Genomic DNA, 24,864 nt, shown 5'->3' with positions numbered 1-24,864 from the left:
GATTTGCTGTGCCTTGCGGGTGACGTGCGGGGGTGAAGAGGGGTCAGGCGGTGAGAATCTCGCCGCCGTCGATGCCGATGACGTTGCCGGTGAGCCACGACGAGTCGGACATCGACAGCAGGACGATCGCCTCGGCGACGTCCTCGGGCTCGGTGAGCCGCTTGTGCGGGTTGCGGGCCCGGCATACCTCGGCGTAAGCGGCGCTGTGCGGGATCTTCTCCAGGGCCGGCGTGAGCGTGGTGCCCGCACGCAGGGCGTTGGCCGCGATGCCGCGTGGCGCCAATTCGGCCGCCAGCTGGCGCAGATGGGCCTCCAGGGCCGCCTTGGCAGCGGAGACGGGACCGTAGCTGTCCAGGACCTGGGTGCTGCCCGCGCTGGTCATTCCGTAGATCTTCGCGCCGCGTCGGAGCAGGCCTGCGGCGAGCAGGTCCTGAGTCCAGTAGACGAGGCTGTTGGCCATGACGTCGAGGGTCATCGCCAACTGCCGGGAGTTGACCGTCTCCTGGTCCTGCGGCCCGTCCTGCGAGGGCGCGAACGGCAGCAGCGAGCCGAACGCCAGCGAGTGCAGCAGGATGCGGACGCCCTTGTCAGCGGCGAGTTCGACGGCCTGGCCGACCACCTCCCTGCGGGTGCTCGCGCTCGCCGCGTTGAGGTTGAAGAAGTGCGCGGACACTCCGGTGTCCCGGAGTTCGTCGGCGAACTTGGCGGCGGCCTCCGCACCGTCGGCGGTGTCGAAGTGCACACCGATGACGTTGCCGCCGCGTTCCGCGAGTGCCCTGGCGACGGCCCGGCCGAAGCCGCTGGAGACGCCCAGGACGAGGGACCAGGACCCCTGGATTTCTGTGATCACTATCGGCTCCCGTTCTGCTGGAGGTGGATGAGGGGTACGTGCGCGGAGGCGTCCAGCCGGGCGAACGTCACGTTGCCCTCCGCCGCGGCCGTCACGACGATCCGGCTGCAGCCGTCCCGGGCGGCGAGCGCGGCGGCGAGGTGGCGCAGCGGGGTGAGCGCTCCGGCGCCGGCCGGGGAGATCCCGAGGTCCGCACACCGGTTGCCGAGCCAGGCCTCGACGGCCTCGCCGACGGGCGAGTCGTCGACGACCGCGTCGACCCGTAAGGGCCTGTCCCCGTCATCGGTCAGGGCGCGCCAGGCGTTCTCCAGCGCGCGGCCGGGACGGGTGCCCGGCTCCAGGAAGGCGTCGCGCACCCGCACGGTGCCGTACGAGGACGCCGGGGGCGGACCGCCTGCGCGGGCACAGACCAGCGCGACGGCTCCGGTGTCACTGCCGTCGGCGCCCGGTTCGCCGGCGGGCAGCGATTCCTCGGTCGCGCCGACGACGAGCACGTCGGCCCGGTCGGCGGCCAGTGCCCTGGCACCGGCGCCGAGCGCGTCCAGGGCGGCGGTGCGCGGCGAGTTGACGGTGAGCGTGAAGCCGTTGACCTGGTGCTCCGTGGCCAGCCGGGACGCGAACAGGCTCATCGCGAAGTACGGCGCGGTCAGCGGGGCGATGGCGTCCGCGCCCTGACCGATGATCGTGCGGTCCTGCTCGTCCAGCAGGGCCATGCCCGCGTTGTCCGTGCCCACGACGACGCCACGGCGTTCGGCGGGGACGGCGGACAGTGCTCCGTCCGAGTCCGCCAGAGCGTTCCCGGTGGCGGCAAGCAGGTACTGGCAGGCCGAGGGCAGCCGCTTGTAGCCGCGGCCCGGCAGCGCGGCGGCCACGTCGAGCCAGCCGGGGCCAGGGGTGCCGGTGACGGCCGGGGACAGGGCCTCGGAGGGCTTGTCGGTGCCGGGCAGGCAGACGCCCACCCCGAGCACGTCGAGAGCGTTCATGCGGCGGCTCCCCGCGTGCCCGTGCCCTGGTGTACGGGATCGTGACGCGGGGTGGCCGCCCGCCCCGCCGCGCCCCGGCGTTCGCGTTCGGATCCGGCTCCCGGTACGCCCGACAGGACGAGCGAGACGTTGTTGCCGCCGAAAGCGTAGGCGTTGACCAGTACGGCGGACGCGCTCAGCGGCACCGGCCGGTCCTGCGGCAACCACACCGCGCAGCGCGGGTCCTGCGCGGTGACGGGCGCGTTGGCCGGGACGTGCCCGTGGTGCAGCATCAGCGCCGCTGTCAGCACGCCGAACGCGCCGGCGACTCCCGCCGTGTGCCCGATCATGGCCTTGAGGCTGAACAGGGGGAGCTCGTCGCAGAGTTCGCCGAACACCTCGCGCAGCGCCTCGCTCTCCACGACGTCGTTGAGCGGGGTGCCCGTGCCGTGCGGCACCACTCCCCCGACGTCGTCGGGCCGCAGACCCGCGTCGGCCAGGGCCCGGCGCATGCCGCGCACGGCCTGGGTGCCGCCGGGGTCGGGGGCGGTGGGGTGGTGGGCGTCGCAGCTGAACGCGGCGGCGGACAGTTCCGCGTACACCGTCGCCCCACGGGCCTCGGCGTGCTCGGCCGACTCCAGCACCAGCATCGCCGCGCCGTCGCCGAAGAGGGTGCCCTGCCGGTCGGTGTCGAAGGGCCGGCAGGCGACCGGGTCGGCCGCGCCGATGCGGTTGAAGACGCCCATGCCCACGCGGGTCGGGCCCTCCGCACCGCCGGTGAGGACCATGTCCGCCTCGCCGGCCCGGATCATGTCCCCTGCGATCGCCGCCGCGTAGCCGCTGGCCGCGCAGGCGTTGCCGACGCTGGTGCTGCCGCCGGTGGCGCCGATCGCGGCCGAGACCGCGGCGGAGGTCACCGTCATCGGGGACCATCTGCCGACGGCCTGGCGGATCGGTGCGCCGTGTTCGGCGGCCCTCCGGGCCTCGTGCCGGCCGGCGTTGCCCATCTCCACGCCCAGTACGACGGAGAGCCGTTCGCGCTGCGCGTCGTCCAGCCCGGCGTCCGCCACCGCTTCGTGGGCGGCGGCGATCGCCATGCGGGGTCCTGCGGCGAGCTCCACGTGGGCGTGCCGCTCGGGCCCGTCGGGGACGTCGGCCGCGGGCACCAGATACATCAGCCGGTTGGCCATACGGGCGTCCGGGTCGGTCACGGGCCGGGGTGCGCCCCCTCCTGAGGTCAGGCCCTGCCAGAAGGCGGGCACGCCCGAGCCCAGACAGGAGATCGCCCCGAGGCCGGTGACGACCACCCGGCGGCCGGTTGCTCCTTGGGCGCTCACGCCGCCTCACCTGCTCCGGTCAGCACCAGTGCGGCAGCCGCGTCGTCCGTCTCTCCCCCGCCGCTGGTGGCCAGTACGGGGCCGGGGCCGCCCGCGGCGAGGTGGGCGACGCCCGCCGCGGCCTGGACGACGCCGAGTGCTCCCGAGCAGTGGCCGAGCCGCGTGGTGAGGTCCACCGCGGAGGCCGCTCCGGCGTCCTCGGCCGAGCCGAGCCACAGTCCCGCGGCGGGCGCGCCCTCGTGCAGCGCCTGGGCGAGGGCTGTCGCGGAGTCGGCGGCCCGCACGCTGCGGTACAGCGTGGCCAGGGGACGGGCGCCGCGTTCGGCGACCCGCTCGGCGGGCTCCAGGACCAGTGCCGCCGCCCCGTCGAGCACGCCGCGGCCCGAGCCGTCCTCCAGCAGCCTGGCGGCGGGCTCGGTGTGCGGCTCGACCCCGATGACGACGACCGTCTCGGCCCTGCCTGCGGCAAGCAGGTTGCGCGCCCAGTACAGCGCGTCGGCCCCGCTCGTCGCCCCGTTGCACACGGTGAGGTTGGGCCCGCGCATCCCGTACCGGATGGCGATCCAGCCCGCGATCACATTGGACGAGGTGTGCGGCAGGCCGAGCGGGCTCAGTCCGGTGACCGTGTGTTCGGTGATGGTGTCGACGAAGTCGCAGACGCTGTCGAGGTTGCCGAAGTTGGAGGAGATCACCACGGCCGTGGTGTCGCCGGGTCCGGTGTACGTCTCACCGTCGTCGGACAGCAGGCCCGCCTGGCGCAGTGCGGGGCCGACGGCGCACAGAGCGAGGCGCGAGGCACGGTCCTTGTGCCGCATCTCCCTGCCCTTGAGGCCGGTGGCCGGGTCGAATCCCCCGTCGGGGGCGTCCGGGCCGAGAAGGTCGGCGGCTTCCGTCAGGCCGGGGATGGCGGTGCCCACTCCGGTGATCACGACGGCTTTCGCCGTACCCGCTTCGTGGCGCGCGGTCACGGGCGGTCCCCCTTCTCCATGACGGCCACGGCGTTGATGCCGCCGAAGCCGAACGCGTTGATCTGTGCCGTGGACAGTCGGGCGGTGGCGGCCCTGTCGCGGACCAGGCGCAGTCCGGCCGCCTCTTCTATCGGGTCGGTCAGGCCGAGTACGGGCGGGACGACGCCGTGCCGCAGGGCGAAGGCCGCGGTGACCAGGCTGAGCAGTCCGGAGCCGCCCAGGGTGTGTCCGGTCATGGACTTGACGGCGGTGAGCAGGGGGCCGACGCCGGCGCCCTCGAAGACTCCGGACACCGCGGTCGCCTCGGCCGAGTCGTTGAGCTGGGTGCCGCTGCCGTGCAGCATCACCAGGTCGATCTCGTCGGCCTTGAGCCCGGCCCGCCGGTGCGCGTCCCTGATGGCCCAGGAGATGGTCGTCGGGTCGGGGGCGGTGGGGTGTGCGGCGTCGCAGTTCATGCTGACGCCGCGGACGACGGCGTGAACTCCCCTGCGGGCGGCGCCCTTTCGCTGGACGACGACGGCGACCGAGCCCTCCCCCATCAGCATGCCCGCGCGGGCCCGGTCGAACGGCCGCAGTGCGCGCGGCGTCTCGTTCTGTACGCGGTCGAGCGTCCCGAAGGCGCTCTCCGTGATCGAGTCGGTGCCCGCCACCACCACGGTGTCGGCCAGTCCGAGCTCGATCATGTCGGTGGCCATGCCCAGCGTGTACAGCGTGGCGGCGCAGGCGTTGGCGAACGTGTAGCTCCGCGCCGTGCCGAACCGGTCCCGCAGCGCGCTGCCGAAGTGCAGGTCCCGCACGGTCAGCGGTGCGCCGTCGCGCCACCACAGCTCGGCCGAGCGCTGTTCCCGCAGCGTCGTCCCGACGAGGACCGGGATGTCGTCGGCCCCGGTGTCCAGACCGGCGTCGGCGAGTGCCTGTTCGACCGCGGTCTCCAGCCACCGGGTGGCGCGCAGTGGGCGGTCGGCGCCGTCCGGGCCGCGGTCGTCGATCTCGTACGCCTGCTTCGCCCGGTACTTGTCCCCGTCGAAGGAGTGCAGGCCGGTGAGGCCGCTGCGGCCCGCGCACAGCGCGTCGTAGACGGCGCGCGGGTTGTCGCCGATGCTCGCCACGGCCCCGAGACCCGTGATGTCCCAGCTCATCGGTCGACCACCGCTTCCCGGCCTGCCGACTCCCGCAACCGGTTGCGGGCGAGCTTTCCCGTGGACGTGGTGGGCAGTACGTCGATCACCTCGACCCTGGCCGGGCGCTTGAAGGCCGCCAGGCGGGTGCGGAGAAGGGCGAGGATCGCCTTGCGGACGACGCTGGGGTCGGCGCCCGGCACGGGGACGGCGTAGGCCACCGCCTGGTCGAGTCCGTTCTCGTCGCTCACGGCCACGACCGCGCACTCCGCCACCTCGTCGGCCTCGCGCACGACCGCCTCGATCTCGCCGGGGGCCACCTTGTAGCCGCCCATGTTCAGCAGGTCGTCGGCGCGGCACAGGTACCAGAGCTCGCCCGCGTCGTCGCGGCGGACGATGTCGCCGGTGTACACGCCCTTTTCGGCGAAGGTGCGGCGGGTGGCCTCGGTCCTGTTGAGGTAGCCGAGCGCCACGGAGGGCCCGGCCACATGCAGCCTGCCCTCGGTTCCTGCTGGGACCGGTCCGCCGTCCTCGCCCCTGACGGTCGCGGTGGCGCCCGGGACCGGGAGGCCTGTGGCCCCCGCGGTGATGGCCGCGGGCGGGGTGGCGACGACGAAGTGCAGGGCCTCGGTGGCGCCCAGGCCGTTGACGAGCGGCACGCCGAACGTCTCGCGCACCCGTTCGGCGAGCGCGGCCGGGCAGTGTTCGCCCGCGGTGGCGGCCAGCCGGAGCGAGGCGGTCGCCTCGGTGCCGTGGCCGGCGGACAGAGCGAGCAGGGCGACGTACATCCTGGGCACGGAGAACAGCACGGTCGGCCGGTGGCGGCGCAGCGCGCTGTGGACCGCGTGCGCGTCGACGCCGCCGCGCAGCACCACGGTGCGGGCGCCGGCGGCGAGCGGCAGGATGACGGAGTTCCCGAAGCCGTACCCGAAGGACACCTTGGCGGTGGAGAGCACCACGTCGTCGGGGCCGAGCCCGAGCAGCGAGCCGACCGAAGCGGCGACGGCCTCGATGCCGGTGGCGGCGTGCAGCACACCCTTGGGTGAGCCGGTGCTGCCTGAGGTGTACTGGATCAGAGCGGGCTGCCCGGCGGCCCAGTCGGCCTCCTCGCCCGCCGCTTCGAGGGCGTACGCCTGCGACTCGGTGTCGTTCCTGAAGATCGTGCGGACCTCGTCGCCCGTGGTGTGCGGCAGCCGGTCGATGTCCGCGCCCAGCTCCCGCCGGGCGGCGTTCGGTACGTCGAAGTGCGCGAACCCCGCCTCGCAGTCGGCGGCCATGAAGCGCAGTTCGGGGTCGGACAGCGCGGGGCTTACCGGCACGGGCACACAGCCGTGCCACCACAGTCCAAGGATCGCAGCGGTGGTCGCCACCGAGTCGTCGGCCACCACCAGCGCCCGGGTGCCCGCGGGCACCCCGCGCTCGCACAGGGCCCCCGCGTAGCCGGCCACGGCGTCGTGGAGCCGCGCGTAGGTCACCTCGCCGACGTCGGGGTCCACATGGCTGACGCGGTCCCCCGCGCCTGCCGCCACGTGCTTGCCCACCAGTAGTTCCACCAGTTTCATCGCGGACCTTTCCTTCGGGACGTCACTTCCACGGCGACGGCGTTGCCGCTGCCGAGGGCCAGCACGAGGACGCGCGGGCCCGGTTGTTCCAGAGGGCCGGGGGCGGCCGTCAGGGCGACCGCGCTGACCAGCGCGGCGACGCCCCCGGCGGCCCCCAGGTCGCCGAACCGCTCCTCGACCCGCAGCAGCGGCGCGGCACACAGCAGGCCCAGGGCGCCCGCGTCGCGGGTGTCTGTCGCGGGCGCGGACAGGACCAGGTGGTCCGGCGGCCCGTCGAGTCGTTCGAGGCAGGAGCGGACGAAGGCGTCGATGCCGTTTCGGGCCGTACGGGCCCTGAGGACCGGCCGGACGGTCACTCCCCCGCCGTACGGGGCATGCCGCTGGAGCACCGCGCACAGCGCGCCCTCCGCCGGGTCGCCACCGGGGCAGGACCGCCACGCGGACGTGTCCGCCGAGCCTCCGACCACGACGCGCTCGCACCGGCCCCGCGTCAGCATCCGTACGGCCTCGGTGACGGCGTGGGCGCCCGCGTCCTGCTCCCCGGTCACGTTCAGGTACGGCCCGTCGAGGCCGAAGCGCACGGACACCGCCGTCACGGGCGCGGTGAACGCGGAGTGCGCGGTGCGCCGTGGGGAGACCCGTCCTGGCCCGAACTCCGGGATGTCGGCGCAGGTCTGCGCGTAGGCGGCCAGGCCCGCGGTGGACGAGGCCCACACGGTGGCGGTGCTGCCCCCTGCTCCCGGCACCCCGGGTGTGCGGGTGGACGCGGCTGCTATGGCATCGGTGGCGGCGGCGAGCGCGTGCTCGTGCTCCGGTGCCTCGTACGCGAAGCGGCGGAGGGCGGACGGTGCGAGCAGACCGGACGGTCCTGCCGCTCCCGGCAGCCGGACGCCGAGCCCGGCTACGGCCACCGCGGTCTGCCGCGCGGGGGCGCGCAGGACGGTACGTACGCTCTCAGGCCTCATCGTCGCCCCCGGCTGCGCCGAGCAGGAGCGCGGACACCCCGCCGCCCAGCCCGAAGGCGAGGCTGAGCACATTGGCGACCGGGGCTTCGCGGCCGCGCGGCGGCACCAGGTCCAGGCCGGCGCAGGCCGGGTCGGGCCGGCGGAGGGTGGCGTTGCCCGGGAGGTGTCCTGCGGCCAGCGCGAGCACCGCCACCACCGCTTCGAGCACTCCTGCCGCACCCTGGGTGTGGCCGAGCATGCCCTTGAGCGAGGACACGACGGGCCTGCGCCGCCCGGGTCCGCCGAGAGCGGAGACGATCGCCCGCGCCTCGACGCCGTCGCTCGCGCGGGTGCCGGTGCCGTGCGCGCACACCCAGTCGATCTCCTCGGGCGCACGGCCCGCGTCTCGCAGACAGGTGCCGATCGCCTCGACGAGGGCGTCACCGGTCGGCCGCGGCCGGGTCAGGTGGTACGCGTCGGCTGCGGCACCGTGCGCCAGGAGGACGGCCAGCGGCAGGCCGCCGCGTGCGGCGCAGTGCTCGGCGCTCTCCAGGATCAGGACGGCGGCGCCCTCGGCGGGCTGCATGCCGAGCCGGTCGCCGTCGAAGGGGCGGGCGACGTCGGGGGCGAGCGCCCGCAACGTGGTGAACATGGCGAACACCTCCTGGGAGAGCTCCTCGGCCCCGCCGCAGATCGCGACGTCCACCTCTCCCTCAGAGATCGCGGCGGCTCCGCATGCCACGGCGTCGCCGCCGACGGAGCAGCCGGAGGCCAGCAGCACCACGGGCCCGTCGACGGGTACGACCTCGGGCACCAGGTCCAGCAGCCGTCCCGGCTCGGCCCAGTCGGTGCCCTCGGCCGTCAGTCCGGCGTAGGTGATGCCGTGGTCCAGGACCGGCCTGGTACCCATGACCGTCCCGGCGAAGACGCCGGTACGGGCGCGGTCCCCGGTGCGGGTGAGCCCCGCACCATGTGCCGCTTCCGCCGTGGCGGCGGCCAGACAGCGCGCGGCGAGGGAGCGGTGCGGCGGCACGAGGGAGTCGAGCCGGGACAGCGCGGATCGGGGGATTTCCCCGGCGCTGTGCGAGGGATGGCGGGAGGTGTCGAAGCGGGTGACGGGTCCCGTGGTCACCCTGCCCCCGCGTACGGCGTCCCACAGCGCCCGGTGACCGAGTCCGGCCGGCGACACCGCGCCGACCCCCGTCACCACGATGCCGGCGCGCCCGGGGGGGCACTCGACGGCAGTCGCCATCAGACCACCTTTCCCTTGTCGCGCAGCAGCGCCAGCACGGCCGACGCCGACGTCATTTCGGTCGCCTCGTCGGGGCTGACCGATATCTCGAATTCCCGCTCGACCCGCACGGCGATTTCGACCTTCTCCAGGGAGTCCGCCGCCAGGTCGTCGTAGAAACTCGCGTCCGGTTCCACGCTTTCGACGTCGATCTCCAGGATCTCCGCGACGATGCCGCGCACACGGTCGAGAGCGGCAATGCTCTGCACATCGGACATCGACCGTCCCTCAATTCCAGTTCGCAGCGACGGCAATTGCTTGTTCCGCGTTCAGCCGGGGATCGCACAGCGTGGTGGAGCGGCCGTCGCAGTTGGTGAGTTCCGACGCGTCGGAGACGCATTCGGCAACCCTGTCTGGGGTGGTCTCCAGATGAAGTCCGCCCGGAATCGCTCCGATTTCGCGCAGGGCCGCCTGGAATTCGCCGATCTCCTGGGTGACGGAGCTCAGCAGCCGCGTCTTGCGGCCGTTGGCGGCCCGTACGGTGTTGCCGTGCATCGGGTCGCACAGCCAGACCACCGGGTGCCCTGCCTCTCGCACCCGGGCAGCCAGTGCGGGCAGACGGCGGGCCGCCTCTCCGGCTCCCATCCGCGAGATGAGCGTCAGCCGCCCCGGCCTGCGCGCCGGGTCCAGGAGCGCGCACAGTCGCAGGAGTTCCTCCTCCGTCATGCTGGGACCGACCTTGCAGGCGACCGGATTGGAGACCGCGGCCAGCATGCGGACGTGCGAGCCATCGAGCTGGCGGGTGCGGTCGCCGATCCACGGCCAGTGTGTGGACGTCAGCAGCATGTCGCCCTCGGAGCCGCGGCGCAGTTGCGGCAGCTCGTAGTCCATGACCAGTGCCTCGTGGCTGGTCCACACCGGCACCCTGGTGATCTCCTGCTGCTTGCGCAGGTAGGTCATGGCGGTGGTCGCGGCCTCGTGACAGGCGAGCATGCGCAGCGGATCGGGCCTGCGGTCCTCCTCGGTCTCCTTGGGGCCGTTGACCAGATGCCCGCGGAAGACCGGCAGTTCCACGCCGTCGACGACCTCGGTCGGGCCGGACCGGGGCTTGGCGAACTGGCCGGCGAAGCGGCCCACCCGCAGCACAGGCAGTCCGGAACCGATCTGCATCACTCCGGCGAGAGCGTCCAGCAGGCCGGCCTTCCTGCCCAGGTGGGCGGGCGTGCACTCGGCCGGGTCCTCGGCGCAGTCGCCCGCCTGGACGACCTGCCGGCGGCCGGCTGCGACGTCGGCCAGGGCCGAGCGCAGCGTGTGGATCTCGTCGGCGTCCACGAGTTCCGGCAGGCAGGCGAGATCCCTCCTGATGCCGGTGACGAGCCAGTCGTCGTTCCAGGCGGGCTGCTGACGGGACGGCAGCAGCCGCCAGGACCGCATCTCGTCCTCGGTGAGTGCGGAATGGGATTCGGTGAGTCCGGCCCAGTTGATGGCGACGTTCATAAAGGTTCGATCCCCGTATCCCCTGTCGGCTGCCTTGGAATAGGCGCAAGTGAATGAGGCGCAAGCGTGAATCGCGAATGCCGGGCCGGTTACAGCCGAATGACGGCGAAACCGGCCGAGTGCTACGGCAGAACGTCCGGCACGAACGGCCGAGTCCGGCGCAGCCAGCCGATTTCGACTGTAGCCGCGCGGAAGCCCCTGAAGACTACCCATGCGAGTAGCCAGGAGTGGTTGACAACCTACTCGTTGACCGCAGACCGCGGCGTATGTGAGTAGTGGCCCGCACACCCGCCCGACTGTCAGGCTGATCGAAACGCAGGAGAAGCCAGGGAAAGAAAAGCAGGACAAGAGGTGGCGGTCATGACCTGTACCGTGCGAGTTTCTGGGAGTTCTCGTGAGTGAGATGAATACGGCACGTCTGCGCGCCCTGTTGAGTCCCGGCGCACCGCCGTTCGCCCTGCTCCACCGACCGCATTCCGCGGGCCACGACGACGTCGAGCTCCTGCTCGGGGACGTCACGGAGGTTCCGGGTCTGGGCGACCTGCCGCTGCCCTCGGGCCCGCCGTCGCACAGCGCCGACGGCCGCCACGATCTGGTGGTGCTGGTTCCGTACCGTCAGATAGCGGAGCGCGGTTACGCGCACCAGGACGACGGCACTCCGCTGCTCGCCATGACGGTGGACGAGCAGACCAGGCTGAGCGTCGAGGAGACGCTGGCCACCGTCCCCGACCGGCCCTTCGAGCTGGCCGACGCCGGCTTCGACACCGACGACGCCGAGTACGAGACGATCGTCCGCAAGATCATGAGGGAGGAGATCGGGCGCGGCGAGGGCGCGAACTTCGTGATCAAGCGCTCCTTCGTAGCCACGGTCCAGGGGCCTCCCACCGAGGCCGCGTTGACGGTGTTCCGTCGTCTGCTGGCCGGTGAGGCCGGTGCGTACTGGACCTTCCTCGTGCACACGGGGGCGCGCACCCTGGTCGGCGCCACCCCTGAGCGTCACGTCGCGCTGAACGACGGCACCGTCACCATGACCCCGATCAGCGGCACCTACCGCTACCCCGCCGCCGGCCCCACAGTCCCCGAGACCCTCCGCTTCCTCGCGGACCCCAAGGAGACCGACGAGCTGTACATGGTCGTCGACGAAGAGCTGAAGATGATGGCGCGCATCTGCGAACCCGGGGTCCGGACGGAGGGACCGTACCTGCGGGAGATGACGCGGCTGGCCCACACCGAGTACCGCCTCAGCGGGCGCACCACGCTGGAGGTGGGCGAGATCCTGCGCGAGACGATGTTCGTGCCCACCGTCACGGGCAGCCCGCTGGAGAACGCCTGCCGGGTCATCAACCGGTACGAGACCGACGGCCGCGCCTACTACAGCGGGGTCCTCGCCGTGATCGGCCGGGACGAGGTCGGCACGAGGCGGATGGACTCCGCGGTACTCATCCGCTGCGCCGACATCGACGCGCGTTCCCGGCTGCGGATCGGCGTGGGCGCGACACTGGTGCGCCACTCCGACCCCGGCTCCGAGGTCGCCGAGACCCGCGCCAAGGCGGCGGCGGTGCTCCAGGCCCTGCACGGCGGCGTCCAGCAGGGATCGGCCGAAGGCCCCTCGCTCGCCGCGGACCCCGGAGTCCTCAGCTCCCTGGCGGACCGCAACCGGACCCTCGCCCGGTTCTGGCTGGACCCGTTCGACGAGGAGGCGCACCGCGGCCACCGGGAGGTGCCGGCCGGCCGGCGGATCCTGCTGATCGACGGCGAGGACACCTTCACCGCGATGCTCGCCCACCAACTCCTCGCCCTGGGCCAGCGCGTCACCGTCCGGCGCTTCGACGACTCGTACGAACCGGCCGACCACGACCTCGTGATCGTGGGCCCCGGCCCCGGCGACCCGCGCGAGCAGAACCACCCGAAGATCGCCGCCCTGCGCCGCACCGTCCGCGGACTCCTGGCCGTACGGCGGCCGTTACTGGCGGTCTGCCTCGGACACCAGGTGCTCTGTGCGGAACTCGGGCTCGACCTGATCCGCAAGAACCCGCCCAACCAGGGGGTCCAGCGGCGGATCGACCTGTTCGGCCGCCCGGCAAGGCTCGGCTTCTACAACACCTACGCGGCCCTCTCCCCCGCCGACCGCTTCAGCGGCCCCCAGGTCCCCGAGGGCATCGATGTCAGCCGGGACCCGGACAGCGGCGAGGTCCACGCGCTGCGCGGCGAACGGCTGCGTTCGACACAGTTCCACCCGGAGTCGCTCCTGTCCGAGGACGGACTGCGCATCCTCGCCGACGACCTGTCGGCGCTGCTGCCCGCCCCCGTCCGCGCGACGGGCTGACCGGAGAACGGGTCGGTGCCCGGCACGACTCCCGTCCCCCGCCGCGATCCCGGCGCGGGGGCTGACGCGTGCCGCGGCCCTCATCTCCGCCACGGATCCACCGCGCGGGCGGACGCATTCCCCGCCGCCGTGGTGGGCACCCGGCTCCGCCCGCCCCGCCGCGATCCCGCCGCGCACCGCTGGTCCGGCGTGTTCCGCGAAGGGGTCCCGCCCTCCAGTTCCCGTCGCAGACCTCACCCGAAAGCGCACTTGATGCCACTCACCCACAGGCGCCCGGCCACGGCAGAGTCCGGCGGACGCGGTCTCGTCCTCGCGCTGGGCCTCTCGGCCATGATCGTGTCGATGATGCAGACCCTGGTCGTCCCGATCCTGACCGTGGTCCAGAAGGACCTGTCGCTGTCCTCCTCAAGCACGAGCTGGCTGGCCACCTCGACGCTGCTGTCTGCCGCCGTGTTCACCCCGCTGCTCGGCCGCCTGGGCGACATGCGCGGGAAGCGACCCGTACTCCTGTGCGTGCTGGGGGTGACCGTCGTCGGGTCTGCGCTGGCAGCCACCACCAGCTCGCTGCCGCTGCTGCTCGTCGCCCGCGCGATGCAGGGAGCTTCGACGGCGATCTTCCCGCTCGCGCTGTCGGTGCTGCGCGACGAACTGCCCGCACGGCGGCTGGCGGGGGCGATGGGGCTGGTCAGCGGGACCCTGGCGTTCGGCAGCGGTCTCGCCCTGGTCGGAGCGGGGCTGCTCACCCAGGGTTCGCACCCGGACTACCACCGGGTGTTCTGGCTGGCGACCGTACTGTCCCTGGTCGCGCTGGCCACCGCGGCGATCGCTGTCCCGCCGTCACCCTCCTCCACCGGCGGCCGTACGGACTGGCTGGGAGTGACGACACTCGCCGGCGCGCTGGTCCTGCTCCTGCTGCCCATCTCGCAGGGTGGCACGTGGGGTTGGACCTCGGCGCGCTGCCTGGGGCTGCTGGGGGGCGCGGCGGTCCTGACCGCCGTGTGGGTGCTCGTCGAACGCCGGGTGCGCCAGCCTCTGGTGGACATGCGCATGTTCGTCCTGCGGCCGGTGGTGTTCACCAACCTCGCCGGGGTGCTGCTGGGGTTCGGCATGTTCACCCAGTTCATCGGCATCTCGTACCTGGTGCAGACGCCCCACCGGATCGCGGGGTACGGCTTCTCGGCCTCGGTGCTGGACGCCGCTGTGGTCTATCTGCTGCCCGGCACCGTCGCGTCGTTGATCGCCGCGCAGTTCGGCGGTGTGCTGGTCCGGCGGATCGGCGCCCGCGTCACCCTGGCCGCTGGGGCCGGGTCGGGTGTCCTGGGCTTCAGCTGGCTGGCCGTCAGCCACGGCAGTCCCGGGGGCGTCGTGGCGGCGGGGCTGCTCACCGGCATCGCGGTCAGCTTCGGCTTCGCGACCCTGCCCGCGTTCATCGTGGCGGGCGTTCCCGTCCATCAGAGCGGCATCGCGAACGGCATCAACTCCATCGCCCGGTCCCTGGGCAGTTCGCTGGGCAGCGCCGTGATCACCGCGCTGCTGAGCGCCCGCCTACTGACCGGTCTTCCCCCCGGTACGCCCGCGGTGCCCGCCGAGGGCCAGTACACCCTCTCCTTCGCTCTCGGCGCCGCCGCCTTCGCACTGGTCGCCCTCATCGCTCTCACCGGTCTGCGGATCGAGGCCGTCCCGCACCACAAGGTCGTACGGCCCGCAGGCGCGGGCGGCCAGGCTCCCGAAGGGGTCCGTCCGACGCCGGGCCCACGGCATCGGGCCCGGCGCAATTCGGGACATCGATAGCGGGGGCGCGGACGTCGGCGTGCTCCGGGCGACCCGCCCATGCGATGCAACAAGCTGCGCACCGGCCTCGCATGCGTCTGCCGGCCGGACGATCACGGACAGCTGGAGCACCGCCGGGACCGCGGGTCGCTACAACCTGAGCGTCTACGGCCCCCCGTGGGCACTTCAGCGCCACGTGCACTTCTCATGGGGAGCTCGTGAGGTGCTATCAGACCTTTTCGACCACCACCCGGGAGTGCTCGACCGTAAGCATCTCGAGGTCTTCTACGTCAGAGGTCAGGATCGTCACCCGACCCGGCTGCGCCAGCGCCGTCGCACACAGCATGGCGTCAATGGCGTACTTGTGCCCGTGCAGCCCGGCACCCCGCAGCAGGGCTGCCGCCGCCTGCGCGACAGCCTGGGTGACCGGCTCGACGCGGAGCCGGGAAAGGGTCCACTTCAGGGCGCCGTCATTGATCCTCGGGTGGATGACCTCGACCAGTACCGCGGCCGAGGTGATCACAGGGAGATCCGCGTCACGAGCTGCCGTCAACCACTCGTGAACCTCTTGATCCCGCTGGACGGCCTTGGCCAGACCCTCGCTGTCCAGAACTAGCGCTCCACTCACGCAGCGGCCCCGGATTCGGACGCAGAGCCGGTGAGCTTGGCCCGCTTGGCAGCCACGGCCTCCGGATCTGCCGGGCCGTGGGCCCTTTCGAAGTCTGCGATGAGCTCGTCCAGGTTGTCGCGCTCGATCTGGCGCTGCGCAGCTCGCTCGAGATACGCGGAGACACCACGCCTACCCACCCGCTCGCGGATCGCCTGCAGAGTACCGGCGGTCAGCGACACGGAGATACCGCTACTCGGACCGTCGCCGGGAAGGAAGTCAGCGTCATCAGCCATGGAACTAGTTTGGCATTCGAAATGCTAAAAGGCCACCCGTCGATGGCTCGGCGCGACCACCGAATCAGCTAACCCGGCCGCGCACGCGGGCGTCGTGGGTCACAAGCGGCAACGCTCGAACGGATCGGTGTGCCGTCGAGACAGCGGGTCGTGACGTCAACGGCCGAGCGAAATAGTGCGCACGGGCTCGGACACGACCGAGCAGCGGATTTCGTATCGGCCACCCCGGGCCGAGAGCGCCGCCTCAGCGAAACGTGGCGGGAGGGCGTCGGCGAATTTCGGACCTCCACGCGAGACCCCGTGACGCCGGACCCTCAGCTCAACCGGAACACCGGTCCGCGCGGTGTGAACGACAGAGAGGCACCCTGCGGGATCAAGAAGGCGTGCTCGCGCCGGATCCGCAGCGTGTCGCACCAGCCGTCAGTGATGGCGGGCACCGGAGCCTCCGGCGGGAAGTCGTCGGCCCTGTGCAACAGATCGATGCCCGGCTGCAGTTCGGTCCCACCACGGCCGCGCACCCGAACCCGGCCCGCGATCTCGGCCGGTGGCAGATAGCCGGCGTCGTACGGTGCGGCGTCGCAGAACACCACGCGCGCCGCGGGTACGTCGCGTGCCTCCGCGTACGACGCAATGGCGCCGAGTGCCTTGCCGAGCACGGCGCTGTTCATCGATCCGGAGGTGTCGAGAACGACTCCGAAGGTGCAGCGTGCCGTCTCGCGAGGAGGGAAGTACCTGCCCGCGCGCGGCATTTCCGGTGTCGACGCCTGCCGCCGCGCCGGGCGAGCGTAGGACCGTACGGATTCCGGTCGGGGGACGTACTCGTCGAACCAGCGGGCGAGCCTCGCATCCCACGGCACGGGCGGGTGGGCCAGTGCCCGGATCTCCTGGATCAGCCCGGCCGGCAGCAGGCCGCACTCACCGTACTGGTGCAGGTCGAAACCCTGCACCAGGCCTCGCCGGTAGAAGTCGTCCAGGTCGGTGTACGGGCGGGCCTCCGCGTGCGGCAGCGCCTCGCCGAGGATGTCACCGGCACCCTTGCCGCGCAGGGTCGCGAGCCGCCGCTGTCGGCGCAGGTCGACCGCGATACGGTCGTACACCTCCTCGGCGGACAGGTCCCGCAGGTCCGGGTCGTACAGCAGCCCCTCGGGCATGTCGCCGACGCGCATCTGGACGAGCCAGTCGTTGACGACGTAGTCGGCCGCGACATTGAAGAGGAACAGTGCCGCCGCCCGAAGGGCCGTACGGGGGCTTGAGATCGGCCTTTTCGGCTTCGGTTTGGGCTTCGGCTCGAGACTCGGACCGGGTGCGGTGCGCGAGTCACCGGGGCCGATCAGCCAAGCGCCAGGCCCAGCTGCGCACCGCCGGACGCACGAACCTGTTCGAGCCTCGCACCGGCTCCGCCCACCACGTAGCGTGATCAGCGCCCGAAGCTGTCCTTCGACCTCTCCTTGACGTCCCGGGCCTTGCCCCGGGCCTCCAGTGCGGCGCCCTTGGCTGCGGTGGTCTCGTTGCCCACCGCGTGGGCCACCTTCCTCACGACCTTCCCGACAACCTGCTCGGTCTTGGCCTTGGCCTTCTCTCCGGCACTCATGTCGGTCCTTTCGTAGGCACTCACTCATCCGCCTGCCCCTGGCCCCGGAGCGGAAACAATGCAACGCAGCGCCGCGCCTCCTCCGACGGCCCTGCTCTCCGGCAGCTCCGCCGCAGCGATGCCCACACACTTCATTGTGTTCCCGGCAGAAGTGTTCGGTGGCGCTCGATCTGCGGTTTCTGGGGCGCAGGTGCCTTGACCTCCCCGTTTCGGTCGGATCGGCTGAGCGGGGTTGCCTGTGGAAGTTCGTGGCTGTCGGCGCGCCCCGCCCCGGATGCGACGCTGCCCCGGAGCACCGGGGCTCATCCATCGACACAAGACACCAGAGCGGATTCGGGGTCGTAGTGGCGGAAGTAGTCGTAGTGGAGTCCTGTTTCCGAGTCGAGGTACTGACCGGGGAAGCGCAACGGTGTCCTCTCGCAGGTACTGGCAGAGTGGAGCGATAGACGACACCAACTGGCCGACAGTGGTGATGCGTTGGGGCTGCCACCCGAGAAATTCCAGCAACAGATCCCGAAACGCCGCTCCGTCGGCTTCGCTGGTAAGCAACCGGTTGCCGGACCGGTACAAATCACCTTCGAGCCGAACCGTGCGGAGAGGCCGCGAAGCGCCTCGGTACAGGCACCAGGCGTGACCGTTGCTGTACAGCACGTTGGGTAGTCGGCGCATCAGCTCCCACTGCTCCCGGTCCCGCTTCGTGAAGCCGTCGGGCGTGACATCGTGCCCGGGGGCCTTCAGCTCGAGGAAGCCGGTGACGCGCCCCGAGGTCTCCGCCGCGAAGGCCGGACGCACCTCGGGCAAGGGATACTCAGGATGAAGGCGAGGGCTCAGCTTCCGGCGCGCCCCGAGAGTCTCCACCAGCTTCGGCCACCGGCAGACTGATGGACGCCTCCGTGTCGCTGACCCGCAGACGCTCCCTGCGGCATCTTGTCCCCCTCCAAGCTGTGGACGGACGGTGGATCACCGCAGACACAGCTTGTTGGAGGCGAAAGGAGCCGGCAACAATCAGTGCGCGCGAGGGGGCGCGCGAGGGGCACGGACGGCGCGCTCCGTGACCGCTGGGAAAACAGGGGCGGGTTTTGGTCGGGAGGAGACCGTCATAGCCGATGTGGACCTTGCCCGCCGCCCCAGGCGGGAGGCACTCTCGGGACGCCATTTCCGATTTGCTACCGACGTGCTTAACGGGCGGGTCCCACAAGACGGGACCAGCACGCCCGTGCCCGGCGGACCGCTGGGAGTCAGCACCGCTCATGGAACGTCGTTCCGCCCCGGATCCCACGACGTCGAACGTCAAGAAACGGGGAACCAGACTGACAGGCGCTTGGCAATGACCGGCACATCGATGTTGTCCTGCGCGACTTCCTCGACGAACGGGCCGGCAATGGAGACGGGCGGCGGGACGGTACTGGCACTGACGCCGTTGAGCCGCAGGAAGACGCGCATGGCGAGCCAGGCGGTGCGCTTGTTGCCGTCGATCAGCGCGTGATTGCGGGCCACGGAGTGCAGCAGTGCCGCCGCCTTCTCGTGCAGCGCGGGATACAGCTCGGCTCCGAACACGTTGGTCCGGGGCCGTTCGATCGCCGACACCAAAAGTCCCATGTCACGCACGCTGTGCTCGGTACCGTTGACCGTGCGGGCGATGGCCAGGATCTCGTCGATCTGGATGTAGCGCACTTCGGTCACTTCAGGTAGTCCAGGATCTCCGCATCGCTGTCCATGAGCTCGGCCAGGACGTCATCGACCTTCAGCTCGGCCCGATTCTGGGCGTCACGGATGGCCTCAATGGCAAGTTCCTGCTTGCTGCGGCGCTCCCGACGAGCACGCTCGGTGAGCTTCGCGTCAAGGTCGTCGGGGAGTCGGAGTGTCATCGCCATACAGCGATGATACCGGGCTGGTATCTAGGTGGCGAGGTGATACCAGCCACTTGAGACCTCGGACCACGGCGCCGTCCTTTGTAGCCCGGTCGGGCCGCACTCTCGGTTCCAAGGTGCGCGCGACCGAGGTAGCAGCTCGCGCCCCGCTGGGGAGGCGCAGCAGGACGCCCGAACCGGAGTCCTAGCCCCCCGTACCGACGGCCCGGTCCGCGGCCCGGGCCTGAGAGGCCCGTGAGGTTGAGACTTCCGATTCGAGCGTCATCCGAGCGTCAAAATTCTGCATTCCGCATCGCCACGTCGCCCGCGAGACCCGTGCCGGCCCTTGAAGCTGCAGCTCAGACCGTTCTGCACGAGCGAACCTCAGCCGACGCATTCCGCGAGCGAAAACAAGTCGAATCGACCACCTGGAATGCAAAGCAGCAGGTCAGACGCCCTTCGCGGCAGGCTCAAGATTCGCCACACACTCCATGTGCGAGGTCATCGCGATCATGTGGACTTGAGGGTGAGCGGGGAAACTTGCAGTTCAGACGGGGTTTTCCGGCTCAGCGTTGATCTTCCGGGACGACCGGACCGCCATATGAGCGTCACGGCCGACAGGAACCAGGCCCCGCCTCAGCCATAGCCGCGCTCACGGCACGAGGGCGTCAAGATCGATGTCGAGGGGGAACGGGACAGAGACCTTGAGCCGGCCGCGGTGGATCCCGGTTGCCACGTTAGGAACTGGTCATGGCATCGAGTTCGTAGGTGTGGACGGTACCCCGCCCTCGTCCTCGATGCGCCAGGAGTTCGTGATCGCGGCCTTGGCGTACGTGAAGGGCTTCAGGGACCGGTCGCGGTCCACTGACTCCTCCGAGACGGCCTCGACGACCAGGGCGACCTCCTCGGGCACGTACCAGGTGCGGTCCGTCAGCGACGCACCCGGCGCGCCCCAGCCAACAACGCAGGCTCCACGAAATTCTGCCGGTCAGGCGGTTGTGCGAATGGTTGTACGACCTAAAGCGGCTGTTTGGCAGAGAATCCATCACGTCTCCCTCACGCTTCCCGCTCCGGCATTCGCCCCGGCCGAACAGCCGTCCGACCGACATAGCCTGAGGCGGTCTCTCACGGCACCTGCGTCACCTGCCGCCTCAGTGGTGACGCCATGCCGGTAGGCCACCCGCCGCAGACGGAGCGGCGCCGCCCGGAGGCGCGACGCGGCCCGCCCCGCTCGACAGATCGGACATACAATGGCGACGCCCAGACCCCGTTTGTCCCGCTTCCGCCGAGACACACGGCAGCAGCCCGCACCCGAGGTCACCACTGTGGACCGGCGCGGCAAGCTCCTGGCGGGTGATCCGTCACTGGCCGAGTTGACGACCGACGGGCGCACCTGGGTAGGGCGGCGTGTGACCAGCCTGGAGGAGGGACGGGCGGCCGAGCGCAACCTCCGGCTCGTCACGGCCGCCCTTGAACACGGCGGCGTCGAATATTTCCTGGTGCCCGGACGCTCCGTACAGCGATACGTCGTCGGGATCCGGCTCGCCGACCGCAAGGCCCTGCTGAGCTCCCTGCGAGAGCTGTACGCCGGTACGGCCTTGTATGCGGCGGAGCCCGTCTCGGACATCTGGCCCGCCAACGCGGCGCTCTACGCCGAAGGCGCACTGCCCGCGGAGCTCAAGCGGCGCCCGGTCATACGGTTCGGCGAGATCCTCCTCGGCCCTTCGGGACAGGTTCTCGCCGGGCTCGTCCGAGGCTGCGACGTGGAGTTCTGGCGGGACGGCGGCTCGCTCCACGAGCAGCGTGAACAGGGCGACGCCCGTGCCACCGAGCTGCTCGGCAGTCTCCGCTTCCAGGCGCCGCCCGCACTCCTCGACGGCGCGCTGGTGGGCCCCCGCCCCAACGCGGTCTCCGACGTCGTACCGGCCGAGGCCCAGAAGCCCGCAACCCGAACAATCCGGGGCACAGACCACCCCACGTTCGCCGATTTCACCGAACCCGGCATCGACACCGTCACTTTCCCCCTCGACGTCGTCTACACATGGGTGGACGGCGACGACCCCGCTCTGGCCGCAAAGCGCGAGGCCCACCGCACCGGCCGAGCACCCGACGCGCAGTCCCGTGAGGCGGGCGCCTCCCGCTACACCAGCCACGACGAGCTCAAGTACTCACTGCGTTCCCTGGAGATGTACGCGCCGTTCCTGCGGAACATCTACATCGTCACCGACGGTCAGAGCCCCTCATGGCTGGACACCGCGGCGCCCGGCATCCGAGTCGTCGACCACAAAGAGATATTCAGCGACCCGGACGCGCTCCCCGTCTTCAACTCCCACGCCATCGGCACCCAGTTGCACCACATCGACGGGCTCTCCGAGCAGTACCTGTACTTCAACGACGACGTCTTCCTGGGCCGCCCGGTCACGCCAGGACACTTCTTCCACGGCAACGGCATCGCCAAGGTGCCCTTCTCGCCCGCCCAACTCGGCCTCGGGGCACCGCATCCTGACGAACCGGCCCCCAATTCGGCGGGCAAGAACGTCCGGCGCCTGCTGCAGGGGGATCACGGACGCATGACAGTGAACAAGTTCGCGCACGCCCCGCACCCTCAACTCCGCTCAGTGATGCGCGAAATAGAGGAGCGCTATGCGGAGGACGTCGACCGCACCAGCAGGTCCCGGTTCCGCGCCCCCACCGACATCGCCATGGGAGCCTCGTTCCATCACCATCAGGCGTTCCTCACCGGTCGAGCGGTGCCCGCGACGTACAAGGCACGTTACGTGGACGTGGCCCGGGGAGACGCGGACGAACGGCTCGCCGAACTCCTGACGAACCGCCGCTTCGACTTCTTCTGCCTCAACGACGTCAACACCCCCTCCGAGCAACAGGAAGAGATCCACCAAAAGATCCACGCCTTCCTGGAGAGCTACTTCCCCTTCCCCAGCCGCTTCGAGCGCAACGCCTGACGGCGCCCACGTCGCACCGCGAGGTCAGTCAGGGCGGTCACCGGCCTGTGCCGGATGCCAGGGCGCCGAGGTGAGCACTGGTGACCGTCGAACAGCGCGCCGGCCTGCGGAACGCCTGCCGGCCGCGCCGTCATTATCCAATTGCGCAGCAGACTTACTTCCGCAGATCCCATCTCCTCCGCCCTGCCGTAAGCGATAGGGACAATCGGGGCCTTTTGCTTCCGCCCTCAGGCGCCCTTGGTGAAAATGCGCCCTGTCTCGTCGGCCCACGCTGCCGGCGGAGGGCCTGCGGCATCAGCGTGCCGGCATCCACGTTACGAAGAGACTGCCCAAGGGGCGCTCGTGCCTCTGACTTGTTGAATCAGGCCCAGACGCCCGGTAGACCAGGAAGGGCCGACGCCAGTCCTCGCGTTGCGGATTGAATCCCACCAGGGCCGTGAGCTCCTCGTCCGCGGAGTGGCTGCCGAGGAGTGGAAGCGGGAAAGGCTTTCGCCAATCCTCCTCTCGCCTGTCCTCGACGCCCGGTCGCTCGTCTATCCGCTCAACCCGCTACACAAAGGGAAACAGGTCGAGCGAACCAACGAGGCCACAAAACGGCAGGTCAGGCACCCTTTTCCGCAGGCTCAAGAATCGCCACGCACTCCACGTGCGACGTCATCGAAACCATGTCGCAAGATGCGAGACCTTGCATAGACCCAGGTCAGCAGCGGTTTTCGCCTTCCCGGAGGGGCCTTGCGGACGCTCGGAGCGTCAAATGAGCGTCATCTCCGGCCGGCGCGGCACTCCCTCGCGCCCATGCAGACAAAAGTGCTACCTCAGGAGCGTCCCGCTCAGCTTTCACACCACCCGTGTCACCCGGCCGGGCTACGTCTGCCAAGTCGTGCAGCAGGACGCCGGCCACCGACTCCTGCACCACAGCAGTACCGTGCCCGGTCATTGCACGGACCAGCTCGGGCTCCAGGACGCTCGTCAGTCAACTGCGGATCCCGGTGCCGTTCTTGAACACGACCCCCAGGAGTTGCTACAACCGGCCTCGGGTCTAGGCGGGCATCAACTCCGCCTCGATGGGCCCGGGCTGCGGTTGGCCGCCGCCCGGATGCCGAGCTCCGCCGCCCTCAGCTCCTCGAGCGGAGCGAGGTCGCCGAGTCCGGTACAAACACCACGTCGCCCCCGTTCAGCGCGGCGAGCGAGGCATCGAACACTTGGGGCACCGGCATTCCGCCCTCGTCGCGGACCGACGGTTCACACCCCCGCCGCAGGACCCTCATTTTGTCGCCGCTGGCGAGGGAGCGTGCCCGCTGCGTGGGCTGTGACCACTTCTCCACTGGCGTCACAGGCGCTCGGCATGATCCGGCCCGCATCGCGCCTGCGACGTCCGGGCGTCAACAAGACCGAGTTCATCAACGCCGGGCACCCCTGGCCGCTGCGGATGCGGGACGGACAGGTGCGGGAGATCGCTCCGAAGGTCGATATGCCGTTCGGCTTCCATGGCCCTCACAGCTACCGGGTCCAGTCGCTGGACCTGCGGCCGGGCGACCGGCTGGTGATGCTGACCGACGGCATGCTGGAGCGCAACGCCCACAGCCTCGATTTGTCGGACTTGATCGTCCGCACCCGCGCACTGCATCCCCGTGAGGCCGCCCGCACCCTTATCGCGGCGGTCGTTGAGGCCAACCACGGTCACCTGCAGGACGACGCGACCGTCATGTGCCTGGACTGGCGCGGCGTCGGTCACTCCCAGCGGGACGCCGACACCGGCGCCGACCTCGCCGACGCGTCCGCCCGGTCGCGGACGGGGCGAACCACTCCTGGGCGATGACTCAAAAACTGCTCCGAACCCCGCTTCGGCCGGCCCTTGGCTGGGCGACGCGGGGACTCTGCCGCGGGTGACCGCGTCACCGGGGCAGGCGCCTGCGGCGGCCCAGGCGCAGGCCGAGGAGGACGAAGTCGGCGAGCAAAACCATCACACCGATGACCAACAGGTAGAACAGGCCCTTCGCCACCGCTCCGATGATGCCGAGCACGATGGCCACAATGACCAGCAGGAGGAAGAGAGCCATCCTCATGGTGGGGGAAGTCGGTGGGGGCATCAGCGGCGGGCGAGGCGACGTTCGCCGCCCGCACCCGTTCGGTAGGCGAGCTCGTAGTGCGCGAAGACCGTCTTCTCGTCCTCCGCGTGCAGTTCGCCGTCCGTGCCGATCGAGGGCGCTTCCTTGACCTGCTTCTTGTCGTAGGCGACCTTCAGATAACCGGGACCGACCGTCGCGTCGCCCAGGGGGACGAACACCAGCCGGTGCCGGGTCGGCACACCGACCGTGACCGTCGCGAACGCGGGCTGGTCCGTGGCCGTGTCGACGTAGACCGCCTCTGGCTCCGAGATCTCGAGCTCACCGCCTGGCGCGTCCTGCATGCGGACCGCAGATGGGACGATCCGGCTGGACGGAAAGCTTTCGTCGACGCCTGGACGAGCGTCTGAACGTCTGCTCCTCCAAGCTGCACGACAGCCGTGCAGGGCATGCGGCGCCCGAGCCCGACGACGCTTGAAGCGACTGAGGTCAGGAAGTTCCGGGCCGAGGTCGCACCGGCCCCGCGCCTCAACCGATCAGGGCCGCACAGCAATGGCTGCGCGGCCCTGATCCTGTGCACGCCCGGCGCGAGAGCAGGCGCCTTCGTCCGGGTGAGCGGCACGGCCCACACGGGCGGCGGTCACCGGACGCGTGTGCGTGACCCCTCGTGCAAGGTTGAGAGGTCAGGCCGGGTTGATGTTCTCGGCCTGCGGGCCCTTCTGGCCCTGGGTGACGTCGAACGTCACGGCCTGGCCCTCCTGGAGCTCACGGAAGCCCGAGGAGTTGATCGCGGAGTAGTGCGCGAAGACATCCGGGCCGCCGCCGTCCTGCGCGATGAAACCGAAGCCCTTCTCCGCGTTGAACCACTTCACAGTTCCCGTTGCCATGTCTTATGCCTTCCAGTCGATGAACGCCTCCCACTCCAT

At 70.8% G+C, this 24,864-nt stretch carries 21 protein-coding genes and 4 pseudogenes; 4 read left to right on the top strand and 21 right to left on the bottom strand.

All coding sequences use genetic code 11. The features are described from left to right. Nucleotides 1-43: 43 nt before the first annotated feature. The 10 genes and pseudogenes from ACIA8E_RS30040 to ACIA8E_RS29995 form a co-directional block, all read right to left on the bottom strand. Nucleotides 44-850: an SDR family oxidoreductase gene (locus tag ACIA8E_RS30040; protein WP_399302629.1), complete on the bottom strand. Its 807-nt coding sequence runs from the start codon at nucleotides 848-850 to the stop codon at nucleotides 44-46. Then, nucleotides 850-1,833 carry a beta-ketoacyl synthase N-terminal-like domain-containing protein gene (locus ACIA8E_RS30035; RefSeq protein WP_399302627.1) on the bottom strand — a complete coding sequence of 328 codons (984 nt, stop codon included), beginning with the start codon at nucleotides 1,831-1,833 and terminating at the stop codon, nucleotides 850-852. Before ACIA8E_RS30035 ends, ACIA8E_RS30040 begins: the two co-directional genes overlap by 1 nt. Then, the gene (locus ACIA8E_RS30030; RefSeq protein WP_399302625.1) at nucleotides 1,830-3,149 is read right to left on the bottom strand and encodes a beta-ketoacyl-[acyl-carrier-protein] synthase family protein; all 1,320 of its coding nucleotides are present in this window, start codon (nucleotides 3,147-3,149) and stop codon (nucleotides 1,830-1,832) included. The genes ACIA8E_RS30035 and ACIA8E_RS30030 overlap by 4 nt, the downstream gene beginning before the upstream one ends. Next, nucleotides 3,146-4,117, bottom strand: a complete 972-nt coding sequence (locus tag ACIA8E_RS30025; RefSeq protein WP_399302623.1) for a beta-ketoacyl synthase N-terminal-like domain-containing protein — start codon at nucleotides 4,115-4,117, stop codon at nucleotides 3,146-3,148. Before ACIA8E_RS30025 ends, ACIA8E_RS30030 begins: the two co-directional genes overlap by 4 nt. Continuing rightward, nucleotides 4,114-5,256, bottom strand: a complete 1,143-nt coding sequence (locus tag ACIA8E_RS30020; protein WP_399302621.1) for a beta-ketoacyl-[acyl-carrier-protein] synthase family protein — start codon at nucleotides 5,254-5,256, stop codon at nucleotides 4,114-4,116. The genes ACIA8E_RS30025 and ACIA8E_RS30020 overlap by 4 nt, the downstream gene beginning before the upstream one ends. Next, on the bottom strand, nucleotides 5,253-6,797 hold the full coding sequence (locus ACIA8E_RS30015; protein WP_399302619.1) for an AMP-binding protein: 1,545 nt from the start codon (nucleotides 6,795-6,797) through the stop codon (nucleotides 5,253-5,255). The genes ACIA8E_RS30020 and ACIA8E_RS30015 overlap by 4 nt, the downstream gene beginning before the upstream one ends. Next, nucleotides 6,794-7,762 (bottom strand): beta-ketoacyl synthase N-terminal-like domain-containing protein, encoded by a 969-nt coding sequence (locus ACIA8E_RS30010; RefSeq protein WP_399302617.1) that lies wholly within the window; start codon nucleotides 7,760-7,762, stop codon nucleotides 6,794-6,796. Before ACIA8E_RS30010 ends, ACIA8E_RS30015 begins: the two co-directional genes overlap by 4 nt. Further along, a complete protein-coding gene (locus tag ACIA8E_RS30005; RefSeq protein ID WP_399302777.1) occupies nucleotides 7,752-8,948 on the bottom strand; it encodes a beta-ketoacyl synthase N-terminal-like domain-containing protein in 1,197 nt (398 codons plus the stop codon). Before ACIA8E_RS30005 ends, ACIA8E_RS30010 begins: the two co-directional genes overlap by 11 nt. Before the next feature lie 128 nt (nucleotides 8,949-9,076). After that, nucleotides 9,077-9,250: pseudogene (locus ACIA8E_RS30000) on the bottom strand (phosphopantetheine-binding protein); the annotation flags it as partial. A gap of 10 nt (nucleotides 9,251-9,260) precedes the next feature. Beyond that, nucleotides 9,261-10,469: a 3-deoxy-7-phosphoheptulonate synthase gene (locus ACIA8E_RS29995; protein ID WP_399302615.1), complete on the bottom strand. Its 1,209-nt coding sequence runs from the start codon at nucleotides 10,467-10,469 to the stop codon at nucleotides 9,261-9,263. Between the two features lie 403 nt (nucleotides 10,470-10,872). Between ACIA8E_RS29995 and ACIA8E_RS29990 the strand changes: the two genes are divergently transcribed. Continuing rightward, complete coding sequence (locus ACIA8E_RS29990) at nucleotides 10,873-12,795, top strand: anthranilate synthase family protein (RefSeq protein ID WP_399302775.1); 1,923 nt, start codon at nucleotides 10,873-10,875, stop codon at nucleotides 12,793-12,795. A gap of 252 nt (nucleotides 12,796-13,047) precedes the next feature. Next, nucleotides 13,048-14,586: an MFS transporter gene (locus ACIA8E_RS29985; protein ID WP_399302613.1), complete on the top strand. Its 1,539-nt coding sequence runs from the start codon at nucleotides 13,048-13,050 to the stop codon at nucleotides 14,584-14,586. Nucleotides 14,587-14,794: 208 nt separating this feature from the next. On the opposite strand, the gene ACIA8E_RS29980 is transcribed toward ACIA8E_RS29985, so the two are convergent. The 8 genes and pseudogenes from ACIA8E_RS29980 to ACIA8E_RS29945 all read right to left on the bottom strand — a co-directional run bounded on the left by ACIA8E_RS29980 (nucleotide 14,795) and on the right by ACIA8E_RS29945 (nucleotide 19,822). Continuing rightward, entirely contained in the window at nucleotides 14,795-15,193 is a 399-nt protein-coding gene (locus ACIA8E_RS29980; RefSeq protein WP_399302611.1) for a PIN domain-containing protein, read from the bottom strand. Next, entirely contained in the window at nucleotides 15,190-15,468 is a 279-nt protein-coding gene (locus tag ACIA8E_RS29975; RefSeq protein ID WP_399302609.1) for a hypothetical protein, read from the bottom strand. The genes ACIA8E_RS29980 and ACIA8E_RS29975 overlap by 4 nt, the downstream gene beginning before the upstream one ends. Nucleotides 15,469-15,782: 314 nt before the next feature. Further along, nucleotides 15,783-16,685, bottom strand: a pseudogene (locus ACIA8E_RS29970) (hypothetical protein); the annotation flags it as partial. 200 nt (nucleotides 16,686-16,885) lie between these two features. Continuing rightward, the gene (locus tag ACIA8E_RS29965) at nucleotides 16,886-17,059 is read right to left on the bottom strand and encodes a hypothetical protein (protein ID WP_399302773.1); all 174 of its coding nucleotides are present in this window, start codon (nucleotides 17,057-17,059) and stop codon (nucleotides 16,886-16,888) included. A gap of 326 nt (nucleotides 17,060-17,385) precedes the next feature. Beyond that, nucleotides 17,386-17,475: pseudogene (locus ACIA8E_RS29960) on the bottom strand (RHS repeat-associated core domain-containing protein); the annotation flags it as partial. Nucleotides 17,476-18,349: 874 nt separating this feature from the next. Continuing rightward, nucleotides 18,350-18,742: a type II toxin-antitoxin system death-on-curing family toxin gene (locus tag ACIA8E_RS29955; RefSeq protein WP_399302607.1), complete on the bottom strand. Its 393-nt coding sequence runs from the start codon at nucleotides 18,740-18,742 to the stop codon at nucleotides 18,350-18,352. Beyond that, nucleotides 18,739-18,933, bottom strand: a complete 195-nt coding sequence (locus ACIA8E_RS29950) for a ribbon-helix-helix protein, CopG family (RefSeq protein WP_147995503.1) — start codon at nucleotides 18,931-18,933, stop codon at nucleotides 18,739-18,741. Before ACIA8E_RS29950 ends, ACIA8E_RS29955 begins: the two co-directional genes overlap by 4 nt. Nucleotides 18,934-19,657: 724 nt before the next feature. Then, nucleotides 19,658-19,822 (bottom strand): hypothetical protein, encoded by a 165-nt coding sequence (locus ACIA8E_RS29945; protein ID WP_399302605.1) that lies wholly within the window; start codon nucleotides 19,820-19,822, stop codon nucleotides 19,658-19,660. 337 nt (nucleotides 19,823-20,159) lie between these two features. On the opposite strand from ACIA8E_RS29945, the gene ACIA8E_RS29940 reads away from it, so the two are divergent. Together ACIA8E_RS29940 and ACIA8E_RS29935 are read left to right on the top strand one after the other, a co-directional pair. Next, nucleotides 20,160-21,872, top strand: coding sequence for a stealth family protein (locus tag ACIA8E_RS29940; protein WP_399302603.1), 1,713 nt, complete (start codon nucleotides 20,160-20,162; stop codon nucleotides 21,870-21,872). Between the two features lie 1,390 nt (nucleotides 21,873-23,262). Beyond that, a pseudogene (locus ACIA8E_RS29935) lies at nucleotides 23,263-23,691 on the top strand (PP2C family protein-serine/threonine phosphatase); the annotation flags it as partial. 76 nt (nucleotides 23,692-23,767) lie between these two features. On the opposite strand, the gene ACIA8E_RS29930 reads toward ACIA8E_RS29935, so the two are convergent. From ACIA8E_RS29930 to ACIA8E_RS29920, 3 genes are all read right to left on the bottom strand, one after another. After that, entirely contained in the window at nucleotides 23,768-23,932 is a 165-nt protein-coding gene (locus ACIA8E_RS29930) for a hypothetical protein (RefSeq protein ID WP_199919319.1), read from the bottom strand. Between the two features lie 29 nt (nucleotides 23,933-23,961). Beyond that, the gene (locus ACIA8E_RS29925) at nucleotides 23,962-24,282 is read right to left on the bottom strand and encodes a PRC-barrel domain containing protein (protein ID WP_399302601.1); all 321 of its coding nucleotides are present in this window, start codon (nucleotides 24,280-24,282) and stop codon (nucleotides 23,962-23,964) included. A gap of 339 nt (nucleotides 24,283-24,621) precedes the next feature. Beyond that, nucleotides 24,622-24,825, bottom strand: a complete 204-nt coding sequence (locus ACIA8E_RS29920) for a cold-shock protein (RefSeq protein ID WP_019072426.1) — start codon at nucleotides 24,823-24,825, stop codon at nucleotides 24,622-24,624. Nucleotides 24,826-24,864 lie beyond the last annotated feature (39 nt).

The sequence above is a fragment of the Streptomyces sp. NPDC051664 genome (genome assembly GCF_044453545.1).
Classification (GTDB): Bacteria; Actinomycetota; Actinomycetes; order Streptomycetales; family Streptomycetaceae; genus Streptomyces.
This window is presented reverse-complemented; position numbering and strand designations above follow the sequence as displayed.